Source organism: Vibrio coralliilyticus, from assembly GCF_024449095.1.
GTDB lineage: Bacteria > Pseudomonadota > Gammaproteobacteria > Enterobacterales > Vibrionaceae > Vibrio > Vibrio coralliilyticus_A.
In genome coordinates this window covers 2,064,411-2,085,681 of record NZ_CP024627.1, presented here as the reverse complement: position 1 = coordinate 2,085,681, position 21,271 = coordinate 2,064,411, and the positions used below count along the sequence as shown (strand labels likewise).

The following is a 21,271-nucleotide window of genomic DNA, read 5'->3' as shown; positions in this document are numbered from 1 at the left end:
TTAAAATCTCTTACCTTTCTTTAGTACCCACCAAGGCGCCATACTTGATTCTTCATGACTTCTTCTGACAACCTCATTCACCATTGAAAAAGCGGTTATGAGCCGCATGAAAAACTGGTAAATCGGGTAAAGAGGGAGCCATTTCATCTCTTTTATATCTTGTTTTTTTCGCTCAGACACTAAGCCCACATACACAATAAAAATGACAAGTGATAAGAAAAGATAAACACAATACAACATGAGCGTAAGTGCTAAAACGAAGGGGGTGGGGTAGCTGTAAAAAATAAACAAAGTGAAGAAAACAACCAAAAGTGGTAATAGTACGTTCTGAATTACCCCGTATGTGATGGTAAAGATGAAGTTTCCCCACCCCAGCAGAGAAGGGGACAAGCCATCTTTGTGCTTACGAAGAAAAAGGAACAACAAATCACCATCCCAACGTAGTCTTTGCAATGCCAAACCCTTTAAGGTGTCTGGTACGTCAGTATGGCCAATAGCATGTGTGGCGAAGGCGAGCTTGTTCGTTGGGTATCGGCGCTTATATTGTTTGAGGCGCATGGTTAAATCTAAGTCTTCCGCAGTATGAGTATCCCACCCGCCAACCTGTTTGAGAGTACTCTTTCTGAACGCGCCAAAGGCACCTGAAATATTGTTGAGGACACCCCAATTAGCCATGCCGGTTTTCCCCGCTTGCATCGAAAGCATGTACTCCAGAGACTGCATTTTAGTCAGGATATTCTGGCTGTGATTCCTCACTCGTAAAGCACCACCACTGGCAATGACATCTGCTGAAGAAAATGATGTCATCATTTTGCAGGCCATATCGTTATCAAAAGAGGTATCGCCGTCAACATTGATCACTATGTCACCGGAGGCAATAGATAATCCCGCATTCAAGGTAGAAACTCTTCCTCCTCGCTGCCATTTGGGAATAACACGCACTTTTCTATTCTTCACTTGGGCATGGCGTTTGACGCCTTCAACGGCGGCTTGATATGTGGCTTGGTTTTGTACTGCGCCATCAACCACGGCAAGGATCTCAATAGAACCCGGGTATATTTGCTCAACGAGCGTATCAATCGTAATACCGATGGCTTCCCCTTCTCCGTAGCATGTGATGACAAAGCTAATGGCAGGAAAGTGTTGCGGTTCCTTTACTTGCGCACGGTACGCCCAACGAAAAATGCCAGTGAGAACTAGCAGATAAAGCGGGAGTTCAATGATGATCATCAGGGGAAAAAGCAAAAACCACAGCTCTTGGTTGTGTAAGAGCATTCCCCTGAAATAATCAAATAACGTCAGGCTATCAGACAGCATAGATTTCTCTCAGTAAAGCTTCTAACCAAGACTCAGGCTCCCCGTTAAGTGCGTGGTCAGGTAGGCTTCTGGCAAACACATTTAGTTCGAAATCGTCTTCTTCAATGAGTTTGCTCAGAGCGGAAAGCTTATTCTGTATAGCTGACAAGCTAGAGTGGTGAGTTTTTGGCATGAGCACTAAAAGCACATCTTGCTTATACTGACAGCAGATATCGGTATCTCGAAACAAGCCGCTCAAACGGGTGGTAATTTGCTCGATCAAAGCGAAGAGTTTTGTATCCCCATGTTGTTGACCATAGTGGTCAATAGAGGGCAGATAAAGTGCAAGGATCAAATGGTTTTCATTATGCCTTAACGCGACTTTATTTAGCCAACTGATCAAATTAACAAAATAGCTAGCCTCGACTTTGCCTTTGATGGACAGTTCAGGAGCTTGGGTGGCTTTTCCATGTTGGTAGATGTATTGACCGGATTCACCCAGTTTGTATTGGTAGATCTTTCTTTCAATCAGTTCATGTACAGGAACTTTGGAATCGCAGCTCATACATTGAGTGATTGTCGACGCTTCGACAAACATATTTGAGCAAGTGTGGCACTTCTGGTTTTCCAACGGACGGTCATAATCTACCCCTATATGTCGAAGCTGGGTAAGGCATTTAGGGCAAGCTAATTTGCCTTTGCGAGTAAAGGCTTGTTGATCATCGACATGCCCACAGGTAAAACAGTGCAGCGAGCTTTGTGATTCGATGTCTATGCTTTGGCAGCTTGGACACACGTCGACATAGTTTAAGTGCCCACTGTTACACTGAGAGCAAATGCGAATTCGATCGATTAGGTGCTCTTTTTCTAAGATATTACGGCTCTGCTCAGACAAAGCATAGCGGTATGCGGAATCTAGCTCTGGATATAAAAATTCGATAAGAGGGTACTGATATATAGTCGGTTCGCTGACATTTTTGAGTGAAGTAATTCGGCGTTCACGATTAACTCCTAGCCAACCAATGATAGGGTCAAGAGCCTGAATATCTGATGCCGTTGATAGCTTTTTTTGCGTATTATGCCATAGATCGAACGCTGTATTTTCGTCAAACAAACCGTCGGTTAAGCAAGTTGTTAGCGTGTTTTCTTCCGTGCTAAAAAGGCACCAACTCCATCTCAGCTTTTGCTGATAGAATGCTTTTAGAGTTTCCTTTTGAGTGTCTTGATTTGAAAAGGCAATACAAGCCGCACCACCAAAACCTTCAGGCAGTTCCTGAACCGAGCGAACATAAATCACTTTGTCAGTAAGATGGCTAGAAGGTGGAGTATCACTGAGCCAGTAAAAGTTTTTAATGGGAGCGGGCATGGTTAGTCTCATTAGGTCACAATTCTGACAGTAGAGCCACTAGATATCGGAGACGAATCGAGGGCGTACCGTCGCAAGTTTAGTTAAACAATCGTCGTGCAATAGATACACAAACAACTTAAATTACAGGCCTTTCCCTTGTGTATAGAAGGGAGTCAGAGCCAAGTTATTTCTCGTCTAACTTCCACAGTGTTTATCCCTAACGAACTTTTTCTCATTTTGGCCCAAAATTAAGTTGAGGCTGATTAAACAATAGGTGGCTGTCTCATTTCTGAGAGTTGTCGAGTTTTAATTATGAGTCATAATTTTTTAGGTATTTATATAAATTTTTATAACATAATTTAATCCAATAAGTTTTTAAGTTATTGTTTTATAATTACTTTTGTTTTGATGAAACTTGTTGTGTCAGATTGCATTGATCATATGCGTATATCCGCATTTATTGAATTAAAGCTTAAAAGTGCATTTAATTATGAGGTTTGTTGAGTACATTTATTCAATGTCAGGTACACGACAAGCAGTCACATGTTTTCAAAAGAAAAGCTGGAGGGGGGGATCCTCCAGCCTTGTTTAATGTTCAGCTTGAACTAAGGAACCAGTTTCCACGCCATCTCCCAGTACAGTCCGACACCTGGTTCATACTGATTGGAAGATTCAGACCACTGCTTGCAGTAACCACTGGCTTGACCATCCAGGCATTGATATATGTTGCCATTCTTTTCTTGAAGCACCTGAGTACCAGCTTGATAGCTTTCTAAGCTTTTAGGAAAAACATAATCATAACGAGGCAGTGGATTGGTATTTGTCACAGATAATAACCAGTGTTTATAAGTCTCTGTCGCTTCGGGTTTAGTAATGAACACTAAGTGATCGCCATTCAGCTGCAGAGCGCCATTGCCGGAGCGATAGTCTGGCGCAGTTTCAAGAAAATCTCGTGGTTCAAGCACCTCTTCGAGCAGTGGTAGGTTAGCCAATTCCGCGATAGCTTCTCCAGTATAGGGAGGGACAAAACTGTCTTTCAGGCCATATAGCATGCCAATAGGAGTGACTTTTTCGTCTAGGTAACTGACTCCTTCACCTATCTCAAACTCAGTTTGCATGATTGACCAGAATAGCGACGCTTCGGATCCGGTTGCAGACTTTGGAACAATGCCTTGCCATGATACAGAATCTGATGTGTAGGTGACGGAATTAGTTAGAATACGGCCAAAGTTCGTCCCCGGTACTTGTAGGAAGCCACCGTTTAGCCCTTGACCGGCCGTCGTGGAGAGGAAGCCATGGCCTAAAATGGTGCCGAGTGATGTGCCAAGGAAAGTGATCTTACTTTTATCAAGGTCAGGCACGCCATCAGGAGAAGGTAAGAAGTCCAACTCCTGCAGTGAGGTATTAATGGCGTTGAGAAGGGTGTGCATATCTAGGTTACTCTGAACGGCACCACCTGGTAGGCTAGCGGCATTATCCGGTTTCATGATTGAGCCCACGTGATCAGAATCATCTTCTGCTCGCGAACCGTGCCATACCCAGTCAATGGCGATCACTGCATGACCATCTTCAAGAGCTGGTGCTGCAACGGATTTGGCATCAGACTGGTCGCCATTCAAACCGTGGGCGTATATGACAACAGGGGTTGAATGAGATAGCGACTCTTTAGGGAATAAAATGGTAAAGTCTAACCACACATTACTTGGCTTATTGGTGATGCGGCCTGTTTGTTTGTCTCTAAAGTCCATGGCCTGCATGCGACCTTTGAGTGAGTAAACCACTTCATTGCTGTCGTGTACATAGCCGGAGTTATCCCAGTCGAACTCGACTTTTGGTGTGGCCTTAAGCACCTTCTCTTTTAATGGCGCAAATTGCTTGGTTGCTTCTTCTTTTGTCACGGTTGTAAAGACGGTGAGCGATACAATCTCTTCTCTTGTGATCCCCTTAGATTCGAGGTATTGAATGTAAGGCTCATAGAAATTGGAGAGCTCGGAACCATCCTGGCTTAAAGCTTGTGTGACACCGTTAGAGGGACGAAAGTCATGGCCCTTGTCGCTTTTCAATGCATTAGTGACCACCGCGATATGTGTATTACCGTAGTTAAACCGGGCTCTTGGGTAGACTGACATTATGTGGCTACTATCGGCTTTAACCTCTGCAGGTTTGCTGGACAATGGTGCAACCGGTACCCTCTCATCAAGGCTGTAATCAAAAACCTGAACGCTATCTCCGCCATCACTTGGTAAACTTGATGGATCAAATGGCTGGTGGAATTCGAACAGCACTGGCGCTGCGACGGAGAATCCATTTTTGCCATTGATGATGTCTTCAGGGGTAAAACTTTTTGGTAACTCGTGAATGAAGTTGTTAGAAAAGATTGCGTTCTTTATGTTTAGGCGCAGGCCTGTGTCAGACTGACTATCCTTCTTTGTAAAAGCCTGATTACTTGGCCATGGTAACCCACATGAGTCGCTAGTCAGCGGATTGCAGTGTGTAGTATCTGTCGCTCCCCATGCGCTGCCTGTTAAAAATGCCATTCCCAATGCTAACTTGTTTAGTTTCATCGCTTTCTACTCGCCTTCTTATTGTCAACGTTTATTAGTTTTGTCTTCAGCGTGCCTTGCTGGTGGGGTAAAATTGCCCCTATGCATCCAGTTGCTTTTTTGACTATATGGCGAGGAGAAGGTAAATGGTTCAGAATGATCATTAATAGTTATTAATTTTTATTTGTTCATTATTTGAAATGATTATTAAGGCTGGCTCTGATAGTTTTGTTGTTTCAACTATCTGATATATAATTCTATTTTTTATATTTGTGGTTAATCCAAGATTCAATTTATTCTTCTGTTTTTATAAAGGCCGTATCAGATTAAGCTTTTTGTATCGACACTTGACTCCATGAAGTCTTAGAGTCGTCATGACAAACTTCCAAATCATACGTCTGTTGCTTATCTTCACGATCTCTTTCCTTGTCAGTGGTTACTTACTTTCGACATGGTATGGGTTTATATTATTTGAACGGTGAATGCATGTTTGATAGCGTAACTGGCTGTTAAGTATAAACATTAGTGGATTTTTACTGAGTGTTAAGATAGTAATGATTCATTGATTCTGCTGTTTTAAGGATCGATAGATGCGTTTTCCCCTAACTACATTAGCTGTATCTGTGGCGCTTATTGCTGGATGCAGCTCTCAAGGAGTTCAAACTGTGGCTCAACCATCCCAAATAGAACTCGCGGCTCAGCAAGTTCCGGCTCCAGTAGCCCAAAAGCAACCTTATGTCCTTAACAATCATGGTGATCGCCGCATAGATAACTACTACTGGATGCGTGATGATGAAAGAAAAGATCCTGAGATCTTGGCGCATTTAGAAAAAGAAAATCAATACACGGATGCGGTGTTAAAGCATACTGAACCGCTACAGGAAAAACTATTCCAAGAGATCAAAGGGCGTATTGCAAAAGATGACAGTTCAGTTCCTGTAAGAGAAGGGAGCTATTTCTATTCGAACGAAGTCTCTGGCGACAATGAGTACCCTATCTACCAGCGCGCCAAAGATTTTTCAGGGACGGATAAGACCGTTATCTTAGACGTCAATGAGCTGGCGAAAGAGCACGAATTTTTCAGTACGGGTGGCTTGTACGTTAGTCCAAATGAGAATTTGCTGGCGTACGGTGAAGATACCCTAAGCCGCCGAATTTACACCATTAGAGTCAAGGATATTACCACAGGCGAATACCTCAAAGATAAAATAGAAGGAGCGTCGAGTGGTGTCGCTTGGCAAAATGACAACCAAGCTTTTTATTACATCAAGAAAGATCCTCAAACCTTACTGGGCTATCAGGTCTATCGTCATGTGTTAGGAACGCCACAAAGCAGTGATGAGCTGATTTACCAAGAAGATGACAGCGCGTATTACATGTCTTTAGGCAAGAGTAAAGACGGCGAACAAGTTTACATCTTCCATTCAAGTACGGAGACAAGTGGTGTCTCTGTTATTGACGCTAATGATCCCCATGCTAAGGCTGAACCTTTCTACCCGAGAGAGGAAGGCATCCAATATAGCATCGCGAAACTTAACGACTGGTATTTTATCTACACCAACTATCAGGCTGTGAACTTTCGTTTAATGAAAGTACATAAGGACCAGATGCATGATAGGTCGAAATGGCAGGACGTGATTGCCGCGGATGATAAAACTCAACTGGTCGATTTTACGCTGTTTGAGGACCATTTAGTTTATGAGCAGCGTAAAGACGGCTTAACCACGGTTAAGGTGCGTCAGCTTTCGACGGGCAAGGAGTTTCCATTAACCTTTAACGACACAGCATTTGCGGCTTACATGACTGGCAACCGAGAGCTCGATAACTCAAAGGTTCGTATTTACTACAGTAGCCTGACGACGCCGGGGACGTATTACGATTTCGATCTAAAGTCAGGTGAATCTGAAATCATGAAGCAAACACCAGTACTTGGTGATTTTGATGCTGATAACTACCAATCTGAACGTATTATGATCACCGCTCGAGATGGACAGCAAGTGCCGGTGTCACTGGTTTACCGCAAGGATAAGTTCAAGAAAGACGGTACGAATCCTATTTATCAATACGGCTATGGCTCTTACGGCCACACCATTGATCCTACTTTCCGCTCAGCACGCTTGAGCCTGCTGGATCGTGGCTTCGTCTATGCAATTGCACATATCCGTGGTTCAGAAATGTTGGGAAGACCTTGGTATGAAGCGGGTAAAAAACTGACCAAACAGAATACGTTTAATGACTTTATTGATGTTACTAAAGGCTTAACGGAAGCTGGTTATGGGGCCAAAGATAAAGTGTTCGCCGTTGGTGGATCTGCGGGTGGTTTGTTAATGGGAGCCGTTATAAATCAAGCACCAGAGCTGTATCGAGGCATTGGTGCTCATGTCCCGTTTGTGGATGTAGTCACAACCATGCTGGATGAGTCCATTCCTCTGACAACCAATGAATACGACGAATGGGGTAATCCGAATGATAAGACATACTATGAGTACATGTTGAGTTACTCACCGTACGATAATGTCAAAGCGCAGAGTTATCCGAACATGTTAGTGACAACAGGCTTGCATGATTCTCAAGTTCAGTATTTCGAACCGATGAAGTGGGTCGCGAAATTACGTGATTTGAAAACGGACGATAATGTGCTGCTATTTAAAACAGACATGGAGGCGGGGCATGGTGGTGCCTCAGGTCGTTTTAAACGCTTGCGAGATAACGCGCTTGAATATGCCTTTTTCTTAGATTTGCTCAGCGAAGAGTAAAAGTTAACCAAGTCACTGATATGCCCGCCTGTGCGGGCATTTTTATAGACTAAATAAACTTAACAAAAATAGGGTATTTAAAATAACCTTTTCATATATAAATAGAAATCGCTCTAGATAAACCCTGAAGTACCCAGCTTGATTTTTGTAGTAACCATTCACGATTCTAATGTTTGTTCACTTTTTGCGATTGATTTGCGGAACAAAGATCACCACTCTACGTGCCGTCCAGAGCTGAATTATCACTCTGGTTTATATAAAAACTAACAACGTAGAGCTTTATAATGAAAAAAATCATCACCTTGTTGTCTATCTCGGTGCCTTTGACCGCTGTTGCGGACAATGCACGCATAGATGCATTTATGACGGCGTTTCACGCCAATCCGCAAAAAGTCATGGATGCGTTACCAGAGAAAGAAGGAGACGAATATCAAACCATGAGTGCTGAAGAGCTTGAGCGCTTCAGAGATCAAATGCGTGAAACAGTTATGGAAAGAGCAGAGCCAGTCATTGCTCCTCGATTCTCAGCAAACCTGAACAACGATAACCCAGCGCGTCTGGTTGATGTGGGTAACGCACTGATTCGCAATCTGGTTGAATTAGATAGTGCGGCACCAGATTCAAAGTATTTGGACGTTCAGCCATGGTCTGATACCTACTGGCCTTTGTACTCCGGTGCAGCCGCGTGGCGTTATTCTGACCGTGAACTTTACGCGTCAGACTGGCAGGAATACTACGATTTTTCACATACCATCAAACCGTTGGATAGCTACTCGAGCGAGCAGCGCCACTTACTTTCTCCGGCAGAGAAGTATGACTTATTGGTCGGGGATAAAAACTTCACGCTGACTAAGCGTTCGTGGGACTCGGGTAAAGGTTACTATGAATCTCAGGGTAAAGTAGAGCGTTGGATGGGACTTTGCCATGGCTGGGCTGCGGCGGCTTACATGCTTCCTCGTCCTGAAAAGTCGATTACAGTACCTGATGCCAATGGAGAGATGCTTAAGTTCTATCCGTCAGACGTTAAAGCTCTAGGCACACTGCTTTGGGCTGAAGCGCCGTTCAATACACGTTTTATTGGTGGTCGCTGTAATATTCAGAACCCTGAAAAAGACGAAAATGGTCGTGTTATCGAACCTGACTGTGTGGACAACAACCCAGCAAGTTGGCACTTATCTGTACTCAACCAGATCGGTATTACGGGTCGTAGTATGATTATGGATGCGACATATGATTACCAAGTCTGGAACCAGCCGATCCTTGGCTATCAGGTTAAGTACTTTAACCCAGAGACTAATCGTTCATCAGGCAATCCAGCCGATGTGACCATTGCGATGGCGGACTACAAAAAAGATAAGTTCACCCAGTATCGTGCATCACGTGCAGTCTCAGTTGTTGGTGTACAGATGGTTGTTGATTATATGGTAGAGACGAATCCAACTCATCGAAACTACGACAAGCCAAAGCTTGATGGCGTATCGCGAGTAACGTATTACTACGATTTGGAATTGGATGCGCAGGGCAATGTGATCGGAGGCGAGTGGTATCAGAATCGTCACCCTGATTTCCTTTGGACACCAACCCCTGAAGCGGTAGCGAAGTCCTACTACGATGGCAGTGGAGAATGGGATGTGACTCAGTCAGTTCCACAGAGCTGGCAAGATAGAGCGCCTAAAGCGTCTCGTTATACTCAACCTATGACTTCTGTTGTTTCAGCTTTGTTTAGTGCGGCTTCAGGCGATGAAAAACCAGCAGAGCAATGGAAACAAATTGCTACTCAAGGTAGCCAGTGTCTGGACGTTGAAGGAAGTTCTGCCACTCCGGGAGCTCGAGTATACGGCTGGAGTTGTCACAGCGGTGACAACCAACTTTGGCAACTAACGACTGAAGGTAAGATGATCAGCAAGGTAGCACCTGGTCTATGTCTGGATCAGCAAGGGTCAAGTATCACTATGGAAACTTGTAGCCAGCGCCCGAATCAGACGTGGCGAGTGGAAAATGGCCAGCTTAAAAATAGCCTAGATAACGCGTTAAAATGGAATTCCAACAGTTGGTTGGTCCAAGCTGACGTCAATGGCAGTCAGTGGTCTTGGAAATAAATCACTAAAACAATAACAATGCTCTCCTTATTAAAGAGCCCGCGTGCGGGCTCTTTTTTGAACCGATTATTGCAGGCAGCTGCCTTCAAATGACCAGTACCAGTAGTAACTGTAAGGATCGGCTCCCCAGTTAGTTTGGGTTGCGATAAAGCGGTTTCCGTAGGACTGCACCTCGGTTCCTTGTGGGTAATAGTAATAAGGAGACCACTCTTCCAGATTAGCACACAAGTCCTGTGGTTCTGGTGTCGGTTCTTCGAGATAGGCACTAACGCCAACATAAGCATCTGAGGAGCTACGCGCACCTGTGACCATCACATAAACATCGGCATCACCTACACCGCTGAAACCACAGTATTCGTTGTTATCGCGGTTGGTGGAAGCACAATCATGATCCGACAGTGAAGCAGGACGATTGATCGCGACATACATATCAACATTGCCATAGCCGTTATAGGTTTGTACCCAGATATCCTCAGCTGGTGCATTCTTCAACACAAAGTGTTGTTCGTCATTACCCGCTGATTCAATCGCACTTGGTGTATTGATTTGTAAGCTTACGATATCGGGGTTAGGTGTCGGCTCAGGATCTGGCTGTCCAGAAGCGCACTGTGTCACCTGAATACCCACCTGAGCGAACGCGTTGCTCACCGCGGAAGTGTCGTATCCCAGTTCGTGAGCCGCTTTACAAACACCTTCAGCGCCCTGTTGAAAATCTGAGTTTGGTCGCCAGTAAAGTTGGTTAGCGGTAGCATAGGCGATGAACGCTTTTTTGATGTCCCAGTTTGAGCTGGTCGCGAGATGGTAAAATGCCTTGTTGAACACACCGGAGCTGTGGTGGACGTCGATACCATTGTAATACTGGTTGATATGGTCAATGGAGACGCCATCTTTGCTTGGCTGAATGAAGTAACGCATAGCGTCAGAGTACTTCATGACATGCTCGCCCATTTTCCAGTTGAAGCTGCCGTGAACGTACTGGCTGAGTGCCGCCGCAGCAACATCAGAGAAGGACTCATTCATCCCACCTGACATACCACGGTATTCCAGACCAGAGTTCTGCTCTGTAAAGCCGTGGCTGACTTCATGCGCAATCACATCCCACGTGGCCAGTGGATACATTGACTGGTTACCATCACCAAAGGTCATCTGGCGACCATCCCAGAATGCATTGCCATAGTTAGAGCCATAGTGAACGCGCATGGTTAGCTTCTGCTGAATAGGTCGGGTGTTTAACCAATCCATGTACATATCGAAAACGCGTTGACCAAAATAGTGTGCGTCATTCATTGGAGCATAGGCCCCATTCACGCTGCGGTAGTTATTTACGTTACAGTCAAACTGATGAACTTGCCCGCCGTATTGCTGGTTGTTCATATTGAGTGTGACGACATTTGGGCTGTCCATTTGGCAATACTGGTTAACTTCAAATCCGCCGTATTGCGTTTTAGGGCCGAAGTAGTAGCGACCACTTTTGCGGTTACCACCTGGTCCTTCGGCTTCAATAAAAGTAATCCCTTCCCACCGATCAAGCACGTCACCGGACTTAGCATCGACTAGAGTAATTGGCCTTGAAGGTCCCATACCATTCATCTGAATAAAGTCGACTTTGTAGACCAAACGAGCGATCTGTTGCTCATCTTGCCAGATCATTAGTTCAGCATTAGGGTCGCGAATCGCTTGAGAAGCAAAGCCTTGGCTATTGCCTTTTGCCAGTTCTATTGCTTGCTTTGCGTTGAGCATAGGTAAGGTAGAGCCAATATCGGCATCAATGCCTGTTAAGACTTTTCCGTCAACAGGTGTCACTGTACCTTGGGCGGAAACTTGAGCGACTAAAGACTGGCCGTAAACCGGGACACCATAGTGTAACTGTTGCTTGCGAAGCAGTGTCTGTGGGCCAGCTTTAACACGACTTGCGTCCTGATAAGCCAGCGGCTGATTAGGTGCTGAAAATGCCCGTGTTGTCGGCGGATTAAGGACTTGGGAAAGGTCAACTTGAGAGTAGTCAACAACGTTGGCAGCTTGAGAAGCGAAAGCCATCGGAAACAGCATAAGTAAATTAACGTTACGCATACTTCACCTTTGTAGTTATTTTTCAATTGATTGGGGAAAAATTGCGTGTGTAGATTAGAGATATGATGTGGAAATCATAAGTGCAAATGGTTTTATATGATGCTTGGGTGCAAAACATTTCAACACCTCTCTAATAAATGAGAGGCTGAGTCGAAAAGTGGCTTTTTCCATTTCATGTTTGGTGCTTTATGGTCGCGCCTGACCAGGCATGATGGTGTGGTTCGTTGTGAGATGCCTAAAGTTAGCCAGCGCCTAAACCGGCAGCAAAGAGCCATTCATAACTTGTTAGAATAAATTTAGATTAATTTACTGTCCGGTGGGCCAGCTTAGGTGTATTAGTTAAGTCTTTTTCATTGTCTAAACAGGCCTACAAACTCATACAATCTGTGACTGTATTCATTACACAAGTGTGCTGTATGATTTTCGGAACTTAATAATCTTAGGGTAGTCAGATGGCTACATATCAATCTCATTGGAAGTAAAGCATGGCGAAACGTTGGCTCTTGTCTGCTGCGAGCATCGCATTGCTCGGTGGCAGCGCGTATTTTTATCTGCAATCCTCGTCTCAACCTGAGAGCTTGCCCACCTTGGTGGTGGAGAAAGGAACGATTGAGAAAGAAGCCGTAGCGGTAGGTAAAATTGTTCCAGCGCATTCAGTCTCCATTAAATCTCAAATCGACGGTATTGTCGGAGAGATTTATGCGCAAGTGGGAGAAAAGGTTAAACAAGGGCAGGCGCTTATTAAAGTGCGCCCGAACCCTACGCCACAAGCATTGACCGATGCCTCTACAGAGCTGATGAGCAGTGAAGCCACCCTTGAATCGGCTAAGCAAAAACTGGCGAACTTAGAGAGCTTAGTTAAGCAAGACATTATTCCAAGCAACTACGACGATTACGTTAGCGCGCGTTCGGAAGTTAAATCAGCACAAGCTGCAGTGCTGCAAAAACGCCAAAACCTTGAGCTAATTCAAAGCGGTGAGGCATCCATTGGTGATGCGCGTCTGACTTCGACCATTTATGCGCCGATTGATGGCACAGTGTTGAACCGGAAAGTGGAAGTGGGCGAACCGATCATTTCGACTGAATCGAGTCAGGCTGCGACAGAAATGATGTCTCTCGCAGACATGAACAGCCTGATTTTCAAAGGCAGCGTGAGTGAGCACGACGCAGCGCAATTAACACCGGGTATGCCAGTTCTGCTGACGGTCGCGCCATACCCTGATGTACAGATAGAAGGGGTTTTAACCAAGGTAGCGATTCAATCGGAGAACCTCAATTCACCTGAAGATACATCGACAATAAAGAGCTTCGATAATGGTTTTGAAGTGGAAGTTGGTGAACTAAAAATTCCACAAGACGTTACATTACGTTCGGGGTTTTCTTCCACGGCACAAATCACGCTCAAGAAATCGGAAAACGTGCTGACTTTGCCAGAGCGTGCACTGCAATTTGAAGGGGATACGCCAAATGTGCTGATCCCTGATAGTTCAGAGCAGGGTTTCCATAAGCAAAAGGTCAAGCTTGGTCTGTCGGACGGAATCAATGTTGAAGTATTAGAAGGTGTTGAGCTCGGTGAAGACATTATCGATAACAGTATGATGGGAGCTGCTCATGGCTAAACATCATCTCTCATATTTTGGATGCGTATTGCTGGCTGCAACCTTGAGTTTCCCCAGCTACGCCATTTCTATCGAACAAGCTTGGAAGCAAGCAAAACAAAGTGATCCCGATTACGAAAAAGCCAAGATTGGCGTCCAGATTGGTGAAACAGGTGTTGCCTCTAGTCGTAGCTCGTTGTTGCCATCTTTAAGTGGGACCGCATCAGCGAATTGGAATGAAGACAGTGACAATACTAATACTTACGGTGCAACGTTATCCCAAACAATATGGGACAGCAGCCTTTGGTCAGATTTAGATGAAGCACAAGCAAATTATCTTAGAACGGAGCTGGAGCTATCTCAGGCTCACAATGAATTAGCCCAGAAGCTATTGGCGACTTATCTTGATGTCGCCAGTGCTCAAGGCGATCTTCAACTGGCAAAAAGCAAGCTGGAGGAAGGTAATAAGCTACTGAAGATTATCGAAAAACGTTATCAGGCGGGTAAAGTCAAGTCGATTGATGTGGAGGAAATTCGTGCCACTCTAGTGACAGATAAAGCCGGTATTCTCAGTGCACAGGCTCAGTTGGAAGAGAAAAGAGCCGAGCTTGGGGCACTCATCAATCAGATGCCTAAGCGTGTTGACCAAATTCGCACCGACAACCTGATTCAGCCTCCGATGTTGGTTGAGTCCCAAGAACAATGGCTTAAGTTGGCGAAAGACAGTAGCCCAGAGCTGTTAGTAGCCGCGCAAAAGGTCAAAGCCAGCGAGTTTGCACGCCAATCAGCCAAAGGCGGCTATTACCCAACGGTAAAGGGTAATCTCGGCTACAGTGATGATGACAAATATTCTAACGGAGAGTTTAATGCCGGGCTCACCTTGAGTGTGCCGATTGATCTAAACGGTGCGACGCGCGCTAAGGTAGATGAAGCGTCTCTGAATATATTGAGTGCTAAACAGGACTTGCGCAGGGTTGAAATTGATATTCAGAAACGCATTGTCCAGCAGTTTACTCAGGTCGACATCAATTGGAATCAGGTCCTAATGGCCAATGAGGTGGTCGAGTCTCGTGCTAAAGTTTTGAGCAGTAAGGAGAAGCTCTACGATGCTGGACTTCTGGAAGCATCGGAAGTGATTGATGCTCATAACAACCTGTTTGATGCGAAGAACAGTTTGCAAAACAACCTTTATAACTACTGGCGTCAACGAGTTGGTTTGCTGCAAACGGCTGGCAAGCTTGACGACAATACCATGACCTTAATTTCTCAGGCTTTCCATTCATGAGCAATCTGCTTCAGCAAACTTGGCAGACGCTAATAGCACACAGAATGAAGAGTATGCTGGCGATCATAGCCATCGCTTGGGGTGTTATCTCTGTGGTGGTGCTGATTGCACTTGGGGAAGGATTCTACCGTCATCAAAGTCAGTCATTCTCATTTATGGTGAATAACGTGCAGGTGGTTTTCCCATCTCAAACCAGTAAGCTTTGGCAAGGATTAGCATCACGTCGTGAAATCGAGATCCCACAAGACAAAGTCGAGATGATTAAACAATCAGGGTTCGTCAAAGATATCGCTGCGGTTTATGCCAAATGGGATGCCAGCATTACAAATAGTAAAGGACAAAGCGTAGCCCGAGCAGTGAGTGGGATTGACCCTTCTTATTTCCATTTGGCCGAGAGCCAGCTCCAAGTAGGTTCTCGAAATATTTCACCGAGTGACATTGCGAGCCACACTCGCGTTGCAGTGCTGGGCGATCAGATTGCCAAAATGGGTGGTATCGGGATAGGTGAGGAGGTCAAAGTTAATGGCATTCCTTTCTTGGTTATTGGTGTACTCAGCGACGAAGACACCGGTATTTCTTTTGGTGATAGCCGCAGAGTTTTCATCCCGCAAACCACCTATCGCGATCTATGGAACGATAAACCTTGGATGTTGTTAATAAAACCGATTGATGGTATGGACTCTGCCTCGTTCCGAGAGAGTATTGTTCGCTTTTACGCTAAGCAGCTCCACTTTGACCCAAGTGATAAAGATGCGGTGCGTTTGCCTGACTTTAGTGAGGGAGCGGCTGTGATCAGCGGCATTCTTCGCGGGATTCAAATATTTCTGGGAGCCAGCGGTGCAATGACCATGGCGGTGGGGGCACTTGGTGTGGCGAATATTATGTTCCTTTCGGTCACTGAACGAACCCGAGAAATCGGTGTGCGATTGGCGATAGGGGCAACACAGGCGTCAATACTCGGCCAGTTTATTGTTGAAGGGTTGATACTCGTCGCGGTTGGAGCGGCCATTGGGTTAATGATCTCGTTTGCGCTGGTGGCACTACTGAGCACTGTAGCGTTACCAGAGTGGATTGGTTCGCCAGTGATTACACCTGATTCGATTGCACTTTCATTACTGGTCACCGTGGTATTAGCGTTAATGGCGTCTTACTTCCCTGCAAGACGAGCTTCGAGACTGACGCCGGTGTTAGCGCTGAGTGCGAGGGCTTAAACAATGTTGCTACCAATGAGACAGATTTTTCAGGAAATGGCAGCAGAAAAGCTGAGGTTAGGGCTGACAATATTGGCAGTTGCTTGGGCTACCTTATGTATTGCGGCCATGTTAGCTGTGGGAGAGGGCATTCGCCAGGGAGTGCTGAAAACCGCGCAAAATGGCAATGGCAATTTGATCTACCTGACAGGTGGGATGGCAACCGTAGATTATGGTGTGTTCCATCAGGGTAAGCCGCTGACGCTAAAAGTCGATGATGCCGATGTCGTCAGCGCGTTGCCGGAAGTCAAAGCTGTAGCGCCGACGGCACTATGGGATGAACGCATCACGGTTGGCGATCGCGGTACATGGCGAGAGCCACTTGCAGTCACCACTGACTTTCGAGCTATGACCAACCTTGCTCCGCTTTCGGGGGGGCGATGGCTCAACCCGCTTGATCAAAAAGAACAACGTAAAGTTGTTGTACTTGGCTACCTGTTAGCTGCTGATTTGTTTAACCCAGAAGATGACTTTAACTGGTTTGCGACTGTAACACTGAAAGTCAATCCGGTTGGGGAAAAGGTCAAAATCGGCAGTGAAGAATTTACAGTGGTTGGAGTACTGGAAAAAAACAGTGCCGATATTGAGCAGGGTGATCCCATTAATTACTCCAGCTTTGTCCCGCTCTCCACGTGGCAGCGCTTTCATACTAGTGGTGATATAGCTGGTATTAATGTTCAACCCAGAAGCGGTGTCGATCGAGTTAAGTTAGCGGATACGATTCGTCAAGTAATTGCGCGCAAGCATGGTGCCAGTGTTACTGATCAGCAGATTGTTCAAGTAGAAGATATGTTCTTGAAGCAAAAAAGCATGCAGCAGTTTCTGGTTGGCTTACAGAGCTTTCTTGGCATCATTGGTTTTGTCACACTCGCGGTAGCGGGAGTCGGTATTGCTAATGTCATGTACGCTACCGTGAAACGTTCAACGCGAGATATTGGTGTGCGAATGGCTGTTGGAGCGACACCGACGGCGATTCGGCTCCACTATCTGGTTCAGTCACTCATGACGATGGTGATGGGTGGCGCTCTCGGGCTTGCAGTCACTTACACATTGGTATCGGCGATTGGTTCTGTCAGTCTAGAAGGCAATGTTTTTTATGAACGTTTGGGTAAACCTGTCCCAGAGCTCTCTTGGGTTGTGGTGGCAATTGTGATTGCGACTCTGGTTGTCATCGGTGTGGCATCAGCGTGGTTGCCAGCGAATGGTGCCGCTAAGGTGACACCTATGGAGGCGTTACAAAGTGAATGATGTGGTCAAAAAATCAGGAGTCACTATGTCAGATAATGCATTGGTTCAACTGACGAATCTTTGTAAGTATTACTCAAGCGGTGAGGTGGAAGTTCGGGCACTAGATGGTGTAGAGCTGACGATTGAGCAGGGCGAGTTTCTCTCCATCTTGGGTCCTTCAGGCTCAGGTAAATCCACTCTGATGAATATGCTCGGTTGCCTAGATAAACCAACCGATGGTGACTATTTGCTTGATGGACAAAACGTGGCAGCACTGAGTGCCAATGAATTAGCGGGAATACGTAACCAGAAAATCGGGTTTGTTTTTCAAAGCTTTAACCTGCTTGAGTACGCAACGGCACTTGATAATGTCGCACTGCCTTTGGTGTATTCGGGAATTAAAGCCAAAGAGCGTCGTCAGCGTGCGGCCAAACTGCTTGAGCAGGTTGGACTGGGCGATCGTCTCGATCATAAGCCGAATCAGTTATCCGGTGGCCAAAAACAGCGTGTAGCGATTGCTCGAGCACTGGTTAACGATCCGCAGATTATTTTGGCAGATGAGCCGACCGGTGCTCTGGATTCCAAGTCAGGCGCTGAAATCGAAGCTTTGTTTAACCAGTTACATGCGGAAGGACGAACCTTAATTATTGTTACGCATGATAATGCGCTGGCTGAACGAACCAAGCGCATTATCACCATCAAGGACGGTAAGGTGATATCAGACAGGCTACCTTTTCATAAGGCAGTGTAGTTATGGTGAGGTGACACAAAGAGCAAGTGCTCTTTCGCTGGACCCATCAATGGCCGTTGCCCCTGCAACGTCTGCGGTCGCACCGCCTGACGAATCCAGTGTCACTTCGACCCAAGTACTGCCATTGAGTAATGTGAAATATACCGCAGAGACAGGCCAAGCATAGGAACCCGAGGTATCACCGAATTCCGCCACACTATTGGCATTGATGAATGAGGTATAGTCTGTTAACGGCGGAACGCCGCTGTATACCCCATTACAAAAGTTTAAAATTTCAGTGGCGTTCATTAAGGCGTAGGTAACGGTGCCTTCTGTGATTGATGAGCTGTATGTGTAACCAGCAGTTGTTACCTCATCCGTAGTGGGAGGGCAATAATATGTTTTAGTTACGGATGCACTTGTGCTGTCTAAGTGTGTCCCTTGATAGGAGGCGACATTACAGCCCATATGTGTGATGGTACCAGTACCAGTACCAGTACCAGTATCTGTGTCTGAATTAGAATTATCTAAGTTGAGTTCACCGTCATGATGACACGCCGATATGGCAAGCGCTGTGGCTAACATGAATGGTTTCCTTACCATATTTACACCTTATGTGAGCGATACCTATTAGGGAGTATAGATGAAAAATACAGCTTATTTAATTTTCATGTGGAGGAGATAAGTTGTGATTGATGGCATGAGCCTGATGAGCACTGTGCCACTCCTCAAGCTTTTTACGGGTTTCTTTTGAGGATGGCTGATTGAGGCAGTGTTCAGTGACGCACTGGTACTGCTGAATCAGCTTGTCACTGGCTTCAACCGATTGTTCAGAAATGTTAGTTGTTGCTTGCTTCAGACGTTTGGTCTTCGCTTTGTCGAATACTGATGTCATGACGCTCTCCTTAGCTGATTTTATATACGTTGACGCGATTCAAAGCGCAGTCAGGTAGGTAAAGGGTTCGATTGTGCGCATGAAGAAGGTAGGGCATCCATAGTTCGCCTTTGCTTGGATCAGCGCCAAATCCGCTAAAGCTATCAATAAACTCGCCTTGTTGATCGAAGATTTTAATCGCGCGGTTGACCAAATCCGATACAAACAATTTACCCTCATCAAAATCGATACTGGTCGGCAACAAGAAGTTGTCGTTGTCTGTGCCGTAACCTTGTTGGCCAAAGCTACCTATGTATTTGTCATGGCGGTCATAAATGACGACTCGGTTGTTGTTCTGATCAGTAATGTATTTGTGCCCGTCTGGCGTGATGGTGATGTCTGTTGGAGTAAAGAAATCTTGGTCACCGTAACCTTTTTGGCCGAATGTACTAACTAAGCCAGCTATCCCTTGAGCATTCAGTCGCCAGCGACAGATACGGTTATTACCAGAATCGGCAACGTATATATCTCGGCTGATTGGATCCACCGCGATTCCTTGAGGTTTAAACAATTGCCAGTCAGCGTGGCCTAAACCGCCAAAATAGCTAAAAGGCACCAATTCACCGATGAACTCGTCATATTGATAAATAGTGACAATACCGCTGATGTAGTTACTCACAACTAGTAACGGGAGTTCGGGGTTAAGCTGACCAATGAATGGCATGGCAGGCGTAAGAGAGCAGATACCCAAAGACCCAGGAAGCAGCGGTAAGCTGTTTGGCCTGGCAGTGTCTGGACGATTGTATTCAGTCGCTTGAAGCTGATAGTTACCTGCATCAACTAACCATAGCAGTTGACTAGAATCGTTAAACTGATCGCCAAGGAAGATGCGGACCCAAGTTTGCTGCCATCTTTGCGTCCATTCGAGCTGTGTGCTCAAAGCCATCGATACCCAAGACGGTGCATCAAGTTGGTGTATCGAGTTTAGCCACTTATCTTGTTGTTGGAAGTGCTGATCCCACCATGCATTGAGCAAAGGGTATTGGCAGGTGTATCCACTTTGAGCGGCGGGTGAAGTATTACCTGCCACTGAAGTGACGAAGTGAAGCTGGCCTTTTTGATCCCGCTCATCACTTAACTGGTCAACAACTATGGTTGTTGTCGGCAACTCAGGAGATAAATCAGCCCAATCAACTTTGTGAATTTGAACGGAAGCTAAGATAGGCTCAGTGATCAGTAATGTATCCTGATGCATTTTGGTGATCTGAATGGGGGAGAAGAATCCATTCAAGCTGCCTGAGAAATGCCCATCGATGTCATAGACCGATATGGAATATGGTTTCGCGCCGGGTATAAGAATACGGTTATCAATAATTGATACATCACGAGCGAGGTCAATGCCTTCTAGATAGGTTTTTCCGCTGGCAAAGGGGACTGGCTTGCCATCCCAGTCGCAGCGAACTATCGTGGCGAATCCGGTATTCGCAACATATAAGTGGCCATTATTATCGCAGCTTAGGCCTTGTGGCCAAAGAAAGTGCACCGGCTCCTGTGCATTAATAACATTAATGTCCTTTAGCCAGTTTCCATTTTCATCAAACACGACTAAACGACTCTCGTTGTCAAGCCCTTCGTAAAACTCATCAGCGACACATAGTTTCCCTTTATAAAACGCGAGCCCATTAGGCCCTTCGAGGTTAACGGGTTCACCCGCACCGAAGCGGTGAATGGATCGAATGTTTAGCGCTTGATTGTATTCAAGGATATGGATGCGTTTGTTGGCAATGTCGCTGACATAAATCCATGGTTTTTCTGGGTGAGGAAGAAGGCGAAAAGGCATATTAAACTGTTGGCTGCCACTTCCCACTGAACCAAAACTGGCGAGTAACTTTTTCATTTTTCCATCAAACACCAACAAACGATTGTGTGCGGTGTCTGCCAGCCAGATGCGGCCGAAGTGATCGATGCAATTGCCTACTGGCGTATTAAGAGAAACATTCCCTGCCGCGCGGCAGGGGAGGCTCGGCAATTGGGTGACCTGCTTGCCGATATAAGTATGATATGCAATTCCCATGGTTCTAGCCTTTTGACATAAGTTATATGTAACTCAATACATAACTTTAGCAGTCAAAAATGACAGTACCACGTCGCCACTAATATGAACGAACGCTGTTTATTTGGCCGCGTTTCAGTGT

The 21,271-nt window shown here is 45.6% G+C and carries 14 protein-coding genes; 7 read left to right on the top strand and 7 right to left on the bottom strand.

Annotated elements, in window-relative coordinates:
* The 3 genes from CTT30_RS09705 to CTT30_RS09695 form a co-directional block, all read right to left on the bottom strand.
* Positions 1–1,317, bottom strand: a complete 1,317-nt coding sequence (locus CTT30_RS09705; protein ID WP_252034964.1) for a glycosyltransferase family 2 protein — start codon at positions 1,315–1,317, stop codon at positions 1–3.
* Positions 1,307–2,662 carry a TackOD1 domain-containing metal-binding protein gene (locus CTT30_RS09700; RefSeq protein ID WP_252034962.1) on the bottom strand — a complete coding sequence of 452 codons (1,356 nt, stop codon included), beginning with the start codon at positions 2,660–2,662 and terminating at the stop codon, positions 1,307–1,309. Before CTT30_RS09700 ends, CTT30_RS09705 begins: the two co-directional genes overlap by 11 nt.
* A gap of 587 nt (positions 2,663–3,249) precedes the next feature.
* Complete coding sequence (locus CTT30_RS09695) at positions 3,250–5,208, bottom strand: chitin-binding protein (protein WP_252034960.1); 1,959 nt, start codon at positions 5,206–5,208, stop codon at positions 3,250–3,252.
* Positions 5,209–5,777: 569 nt separating this feature from the next.
* On the opposite strand from CTT30_RS09695, the gene CTT30_RS09690 reads away from it, so the two are divergent.
* Together CTT30_RS09690 and CTT30_RS09685 are read left to right on the top strand one after the other, a co-directional pair.
* Entirely contained in the window at positions 5,778–7,943 is a 2,166-nt protein-coding gene (locus tag CTT30_RS09690) for a S9 family peptidase (RefSeq protein WP_252034958.1), read from the top strand.
* A gap of 284 nt (positions 7,944–8,227) precedes the next feature.
* On the top strand, positions 8,228–10,042 hold the full coding sequence (locus CTT30_RS09685; protein ID WP_252034956.1) for a ricin-type beta-trefoil lectin domain protein: 1,815 nt from the start codon (positions 8,228–8,230) through the stop codon (positions 10,040–10,042).
* 66 nt (positions 10,043–10,108) lie between these two features.
* Here CTT30_RS09685 and CTT30_RS09680 read toward each other — a convergent pair whose 3' ends face one another.
* Positions 10,109–12,112 carry a M4 family metallopeptidase gene (locus CTT30_RS09680; protein WP_252034954.1) on the bottom strand — a complete coding sequence of 668 codons (2,004 nt, stop codon included), beginning with the start codon at positions 12,110–12,112 and terminating at the stop codon, positions 10,109–10,111.
* Positions 12,113–12,597: 485 nt separating this feature from the next.
* Between CTT30_RS09680 and CTT30_RS09675 the strand changes: the two genes are divergently transcribed.
* The 5 genes from CTT30_RS09675 to CTT30_RS09655 are packed head-to-tail and all read left to right on the top strand — an operon-like array spanning position 12,598 to position 18,223.
* The gene (locus tag CTT30_RS09675) at positions 12,598–13,731 is read left to right on the top strand and encodes an efflux RND transporter periplasmic adaptor subunit (RefSeq protein ID WP_239876272.1); all 1,134 of its coding nucleotides are present in this window, start codon (positions 12,598–12,600) and stop codon (positions 13,729–13,731) included.
* Positions 13,724–14,995: a TolC family protein gene (locus CTT30_RS09670; RefSeq protein WP_252034952.1), complete on the top strand. Its 1,272-nt coding sequence runs from the start codon at positions 13,724–13,726 to the stop codon at positions 14,993–14,995. The genes CTT30_RS09675 and CTT30_RS09670 overlap by 8 nt, the downstream gene beginning before the upstream one ends.
* The gene (locus tag CTT30_RS09665) at positions 14,992–16,206 is read left to right on the top strand and encodes an ABC transporter permease (RefSeq protein WP_252034950.1); all 1,215 of its coding nucleotides are present in this window, start codon (positions 14,992–14,994) and stop codon (positions 16,204–16,206) included. The genes CTT30_RS09670 and CTT30_RS09665 overlap by 4 nt, the downstream gene beginning before the upstream one ends.
* A 3-nt stretch (positions 16,207–16,209) precedes the next feature.
* The gene (locus tag CTT30_RS09660; protein ID WP_252034948.1) at positions 16,210–17,493 is read left to right on the top strand and encodes an ABC transporter permease; all 1,284 of its coding nucleotides are present in this window, start codon (positions 16,210–16,212) and stop codon (positions 17,491–17,493) included.
* A 25-nt stretch (positions 17,494–17,518) separates the two neighbouring features.
* Complete coding sequence (locus tag CTT30_RS09655) at positions 17,519–18,223, top strand: ABC transporter ATP-binding protein (RefSeq protein WP_252034947.1); 705 nt, start codon at positions 17,519–17,521, stop codon at positions 18,221–18,223.
* Here the strand turns inward: CTT30_RS09655 and CTT30_RS09650 are convergent, their stop codons facing one another.
* The 3 genes from CTT30_RS09650 to CTT30_RS09640 form a co-directional block, all read right to left on the bottom strand.
* Positions 18,224–18,787 carry a hypothetical protein gene (locus tag CTT30_RS09650; protein ID WP_252034945.1) on the bottom strand — a complete coding sequence of 188 codons (564 nt, stop codon included), beginning with the start codon at positions 18,785–18,787 and terminating at the stop codon, positions 18,224–18,226.
* A gap of 76 nt (positions 18,788–18,863) precedes the next feature.
* Positions 18,864–19,097, bottom strand: a complete 234-nt coding sequence (locus CTT30_RS09645) for a hypothetical protein (RefSeq protein ID WP_252034942.1) — start codon at positions 19,095–19,097, stop codon at positions 18,864–18,866.
* A gap of 10 nt (positions 19,098–19,107) precedes the next feature.
* On the bottom strand, positions 19,108–21,150 hold the full coding sequence (locus tag CTT30_RS09640; RefSeq protein WP_252034940.1) for an NHL repeat-containing protein: 2,043 nt from the start codon (positions 21,148–21,150) through the stop codon (positions 19,108–19,110).
* Between the last annotated feature and the right edge of the window lie 121 nt (positions 21,151–21,271).

Excerpts from the sequence above, each read along its gene's own strand:
- CTT30_RS09705 (WP_252034964.1), bottom strand. The coding sequence starts at position 1,317 with ATGCTGTCTGATAGCCTGACGTTATTTGATTATTTCAGGGGAATGCTC.
- CTT30_RS09700 (WP_252034962.1), bottom strand. The coding sequence starts at position 2,662 with ATGCCCGCTCCCATTAAAAACTTTTACTGGCTCAGTGATACTCCACCT.
- CTT30_RS09695 (WP_252034960.1), bottom strand. The coding sequence starts at position 5,208 with ATGAAACTAAACAAGTTAGCATTGGGAATGGCATTTTTAACAGGCAGC.
- CTT30_RS09690 (WP_252034958.1), top strand. The coding sequence starts at position 5,778 with ATGCGTTTTCCCCTAACTACATTAGCTGTATCTGTGGCGCTTATTGCT.
- CTT30_RS09685 (WP_252034956.1), top strand. The coding sequence starts at position 8,228 with ATGAAAAAAATCATCACCTTGTTGTCTATCTCGGTGCCTTTGACCGCT.
- CTT30_RS09680 (WP_252034954.1), bottom strand. The coding sequence starts at position 12,112 with ATGCGTAACGTTAATTTACTTATGCTGTTTCCGATGGCTTTCGCTTCT.
- CTT30_RS09675 (WP_239876272.1), top strand. The coding sequence starts at position 12,598 with ATGGCGAAACGTTGGCTCTTGTCTGCTGCGAGCATCGCATTGCTCGGT.
- CTT30_RS09670 (WP_252034952.1), top strand. The coding sequence starts at position 13,724 with ATGGCTAAACATCATCTCTCATATTTTGGATGCGTATTGCTGGCTGCA.
- CTT30_RS09665 (WP_252034950.1), top strand. The coding sequence starts at position 14,992 with ATGAGCAATCTGCTTCAGCAAACTTGGCAGACGCTAATAGCACACAGA.
- CTT30_RS09660 (WP_252034948.1), top strand. The coding sequence starts at position 16,210 with ATGTTGCTACCAATGAGACAGATTTTTCAGGAAATGGCAGCAGAAAAG.
- CTT30_RS09655 (WP_252034947.1), top strand. The coding sequence starts at position 17,519 with ATGTCAGATAATGCATTGGTTCAACTGACGAATCTTTGTAAGTATTAC.
- CTT30_RS09650 (WP_252034945.1), bottom strand. The coding sequence starts at position 18,787 with ATGTTAGCCACAGCGCTTGCCATATCGGCGTGTCATCATGACGGTGAA.
- CTT30_RS09645 (WP_252034942.1), bottom strand. The coding sequence starts at position 19,097 with ATGACATCAGTATTCGACAAAGCGAAGACCAAACGTCTGAAGCAAGCA.
- CTT30_RS09640 (WP_252034940.1), bottom strand. The coding sequence starts at position 21,150 with ATGGGAATTGCATATCATACTTATATCGGCAAGCAGGTCACCCAATTG.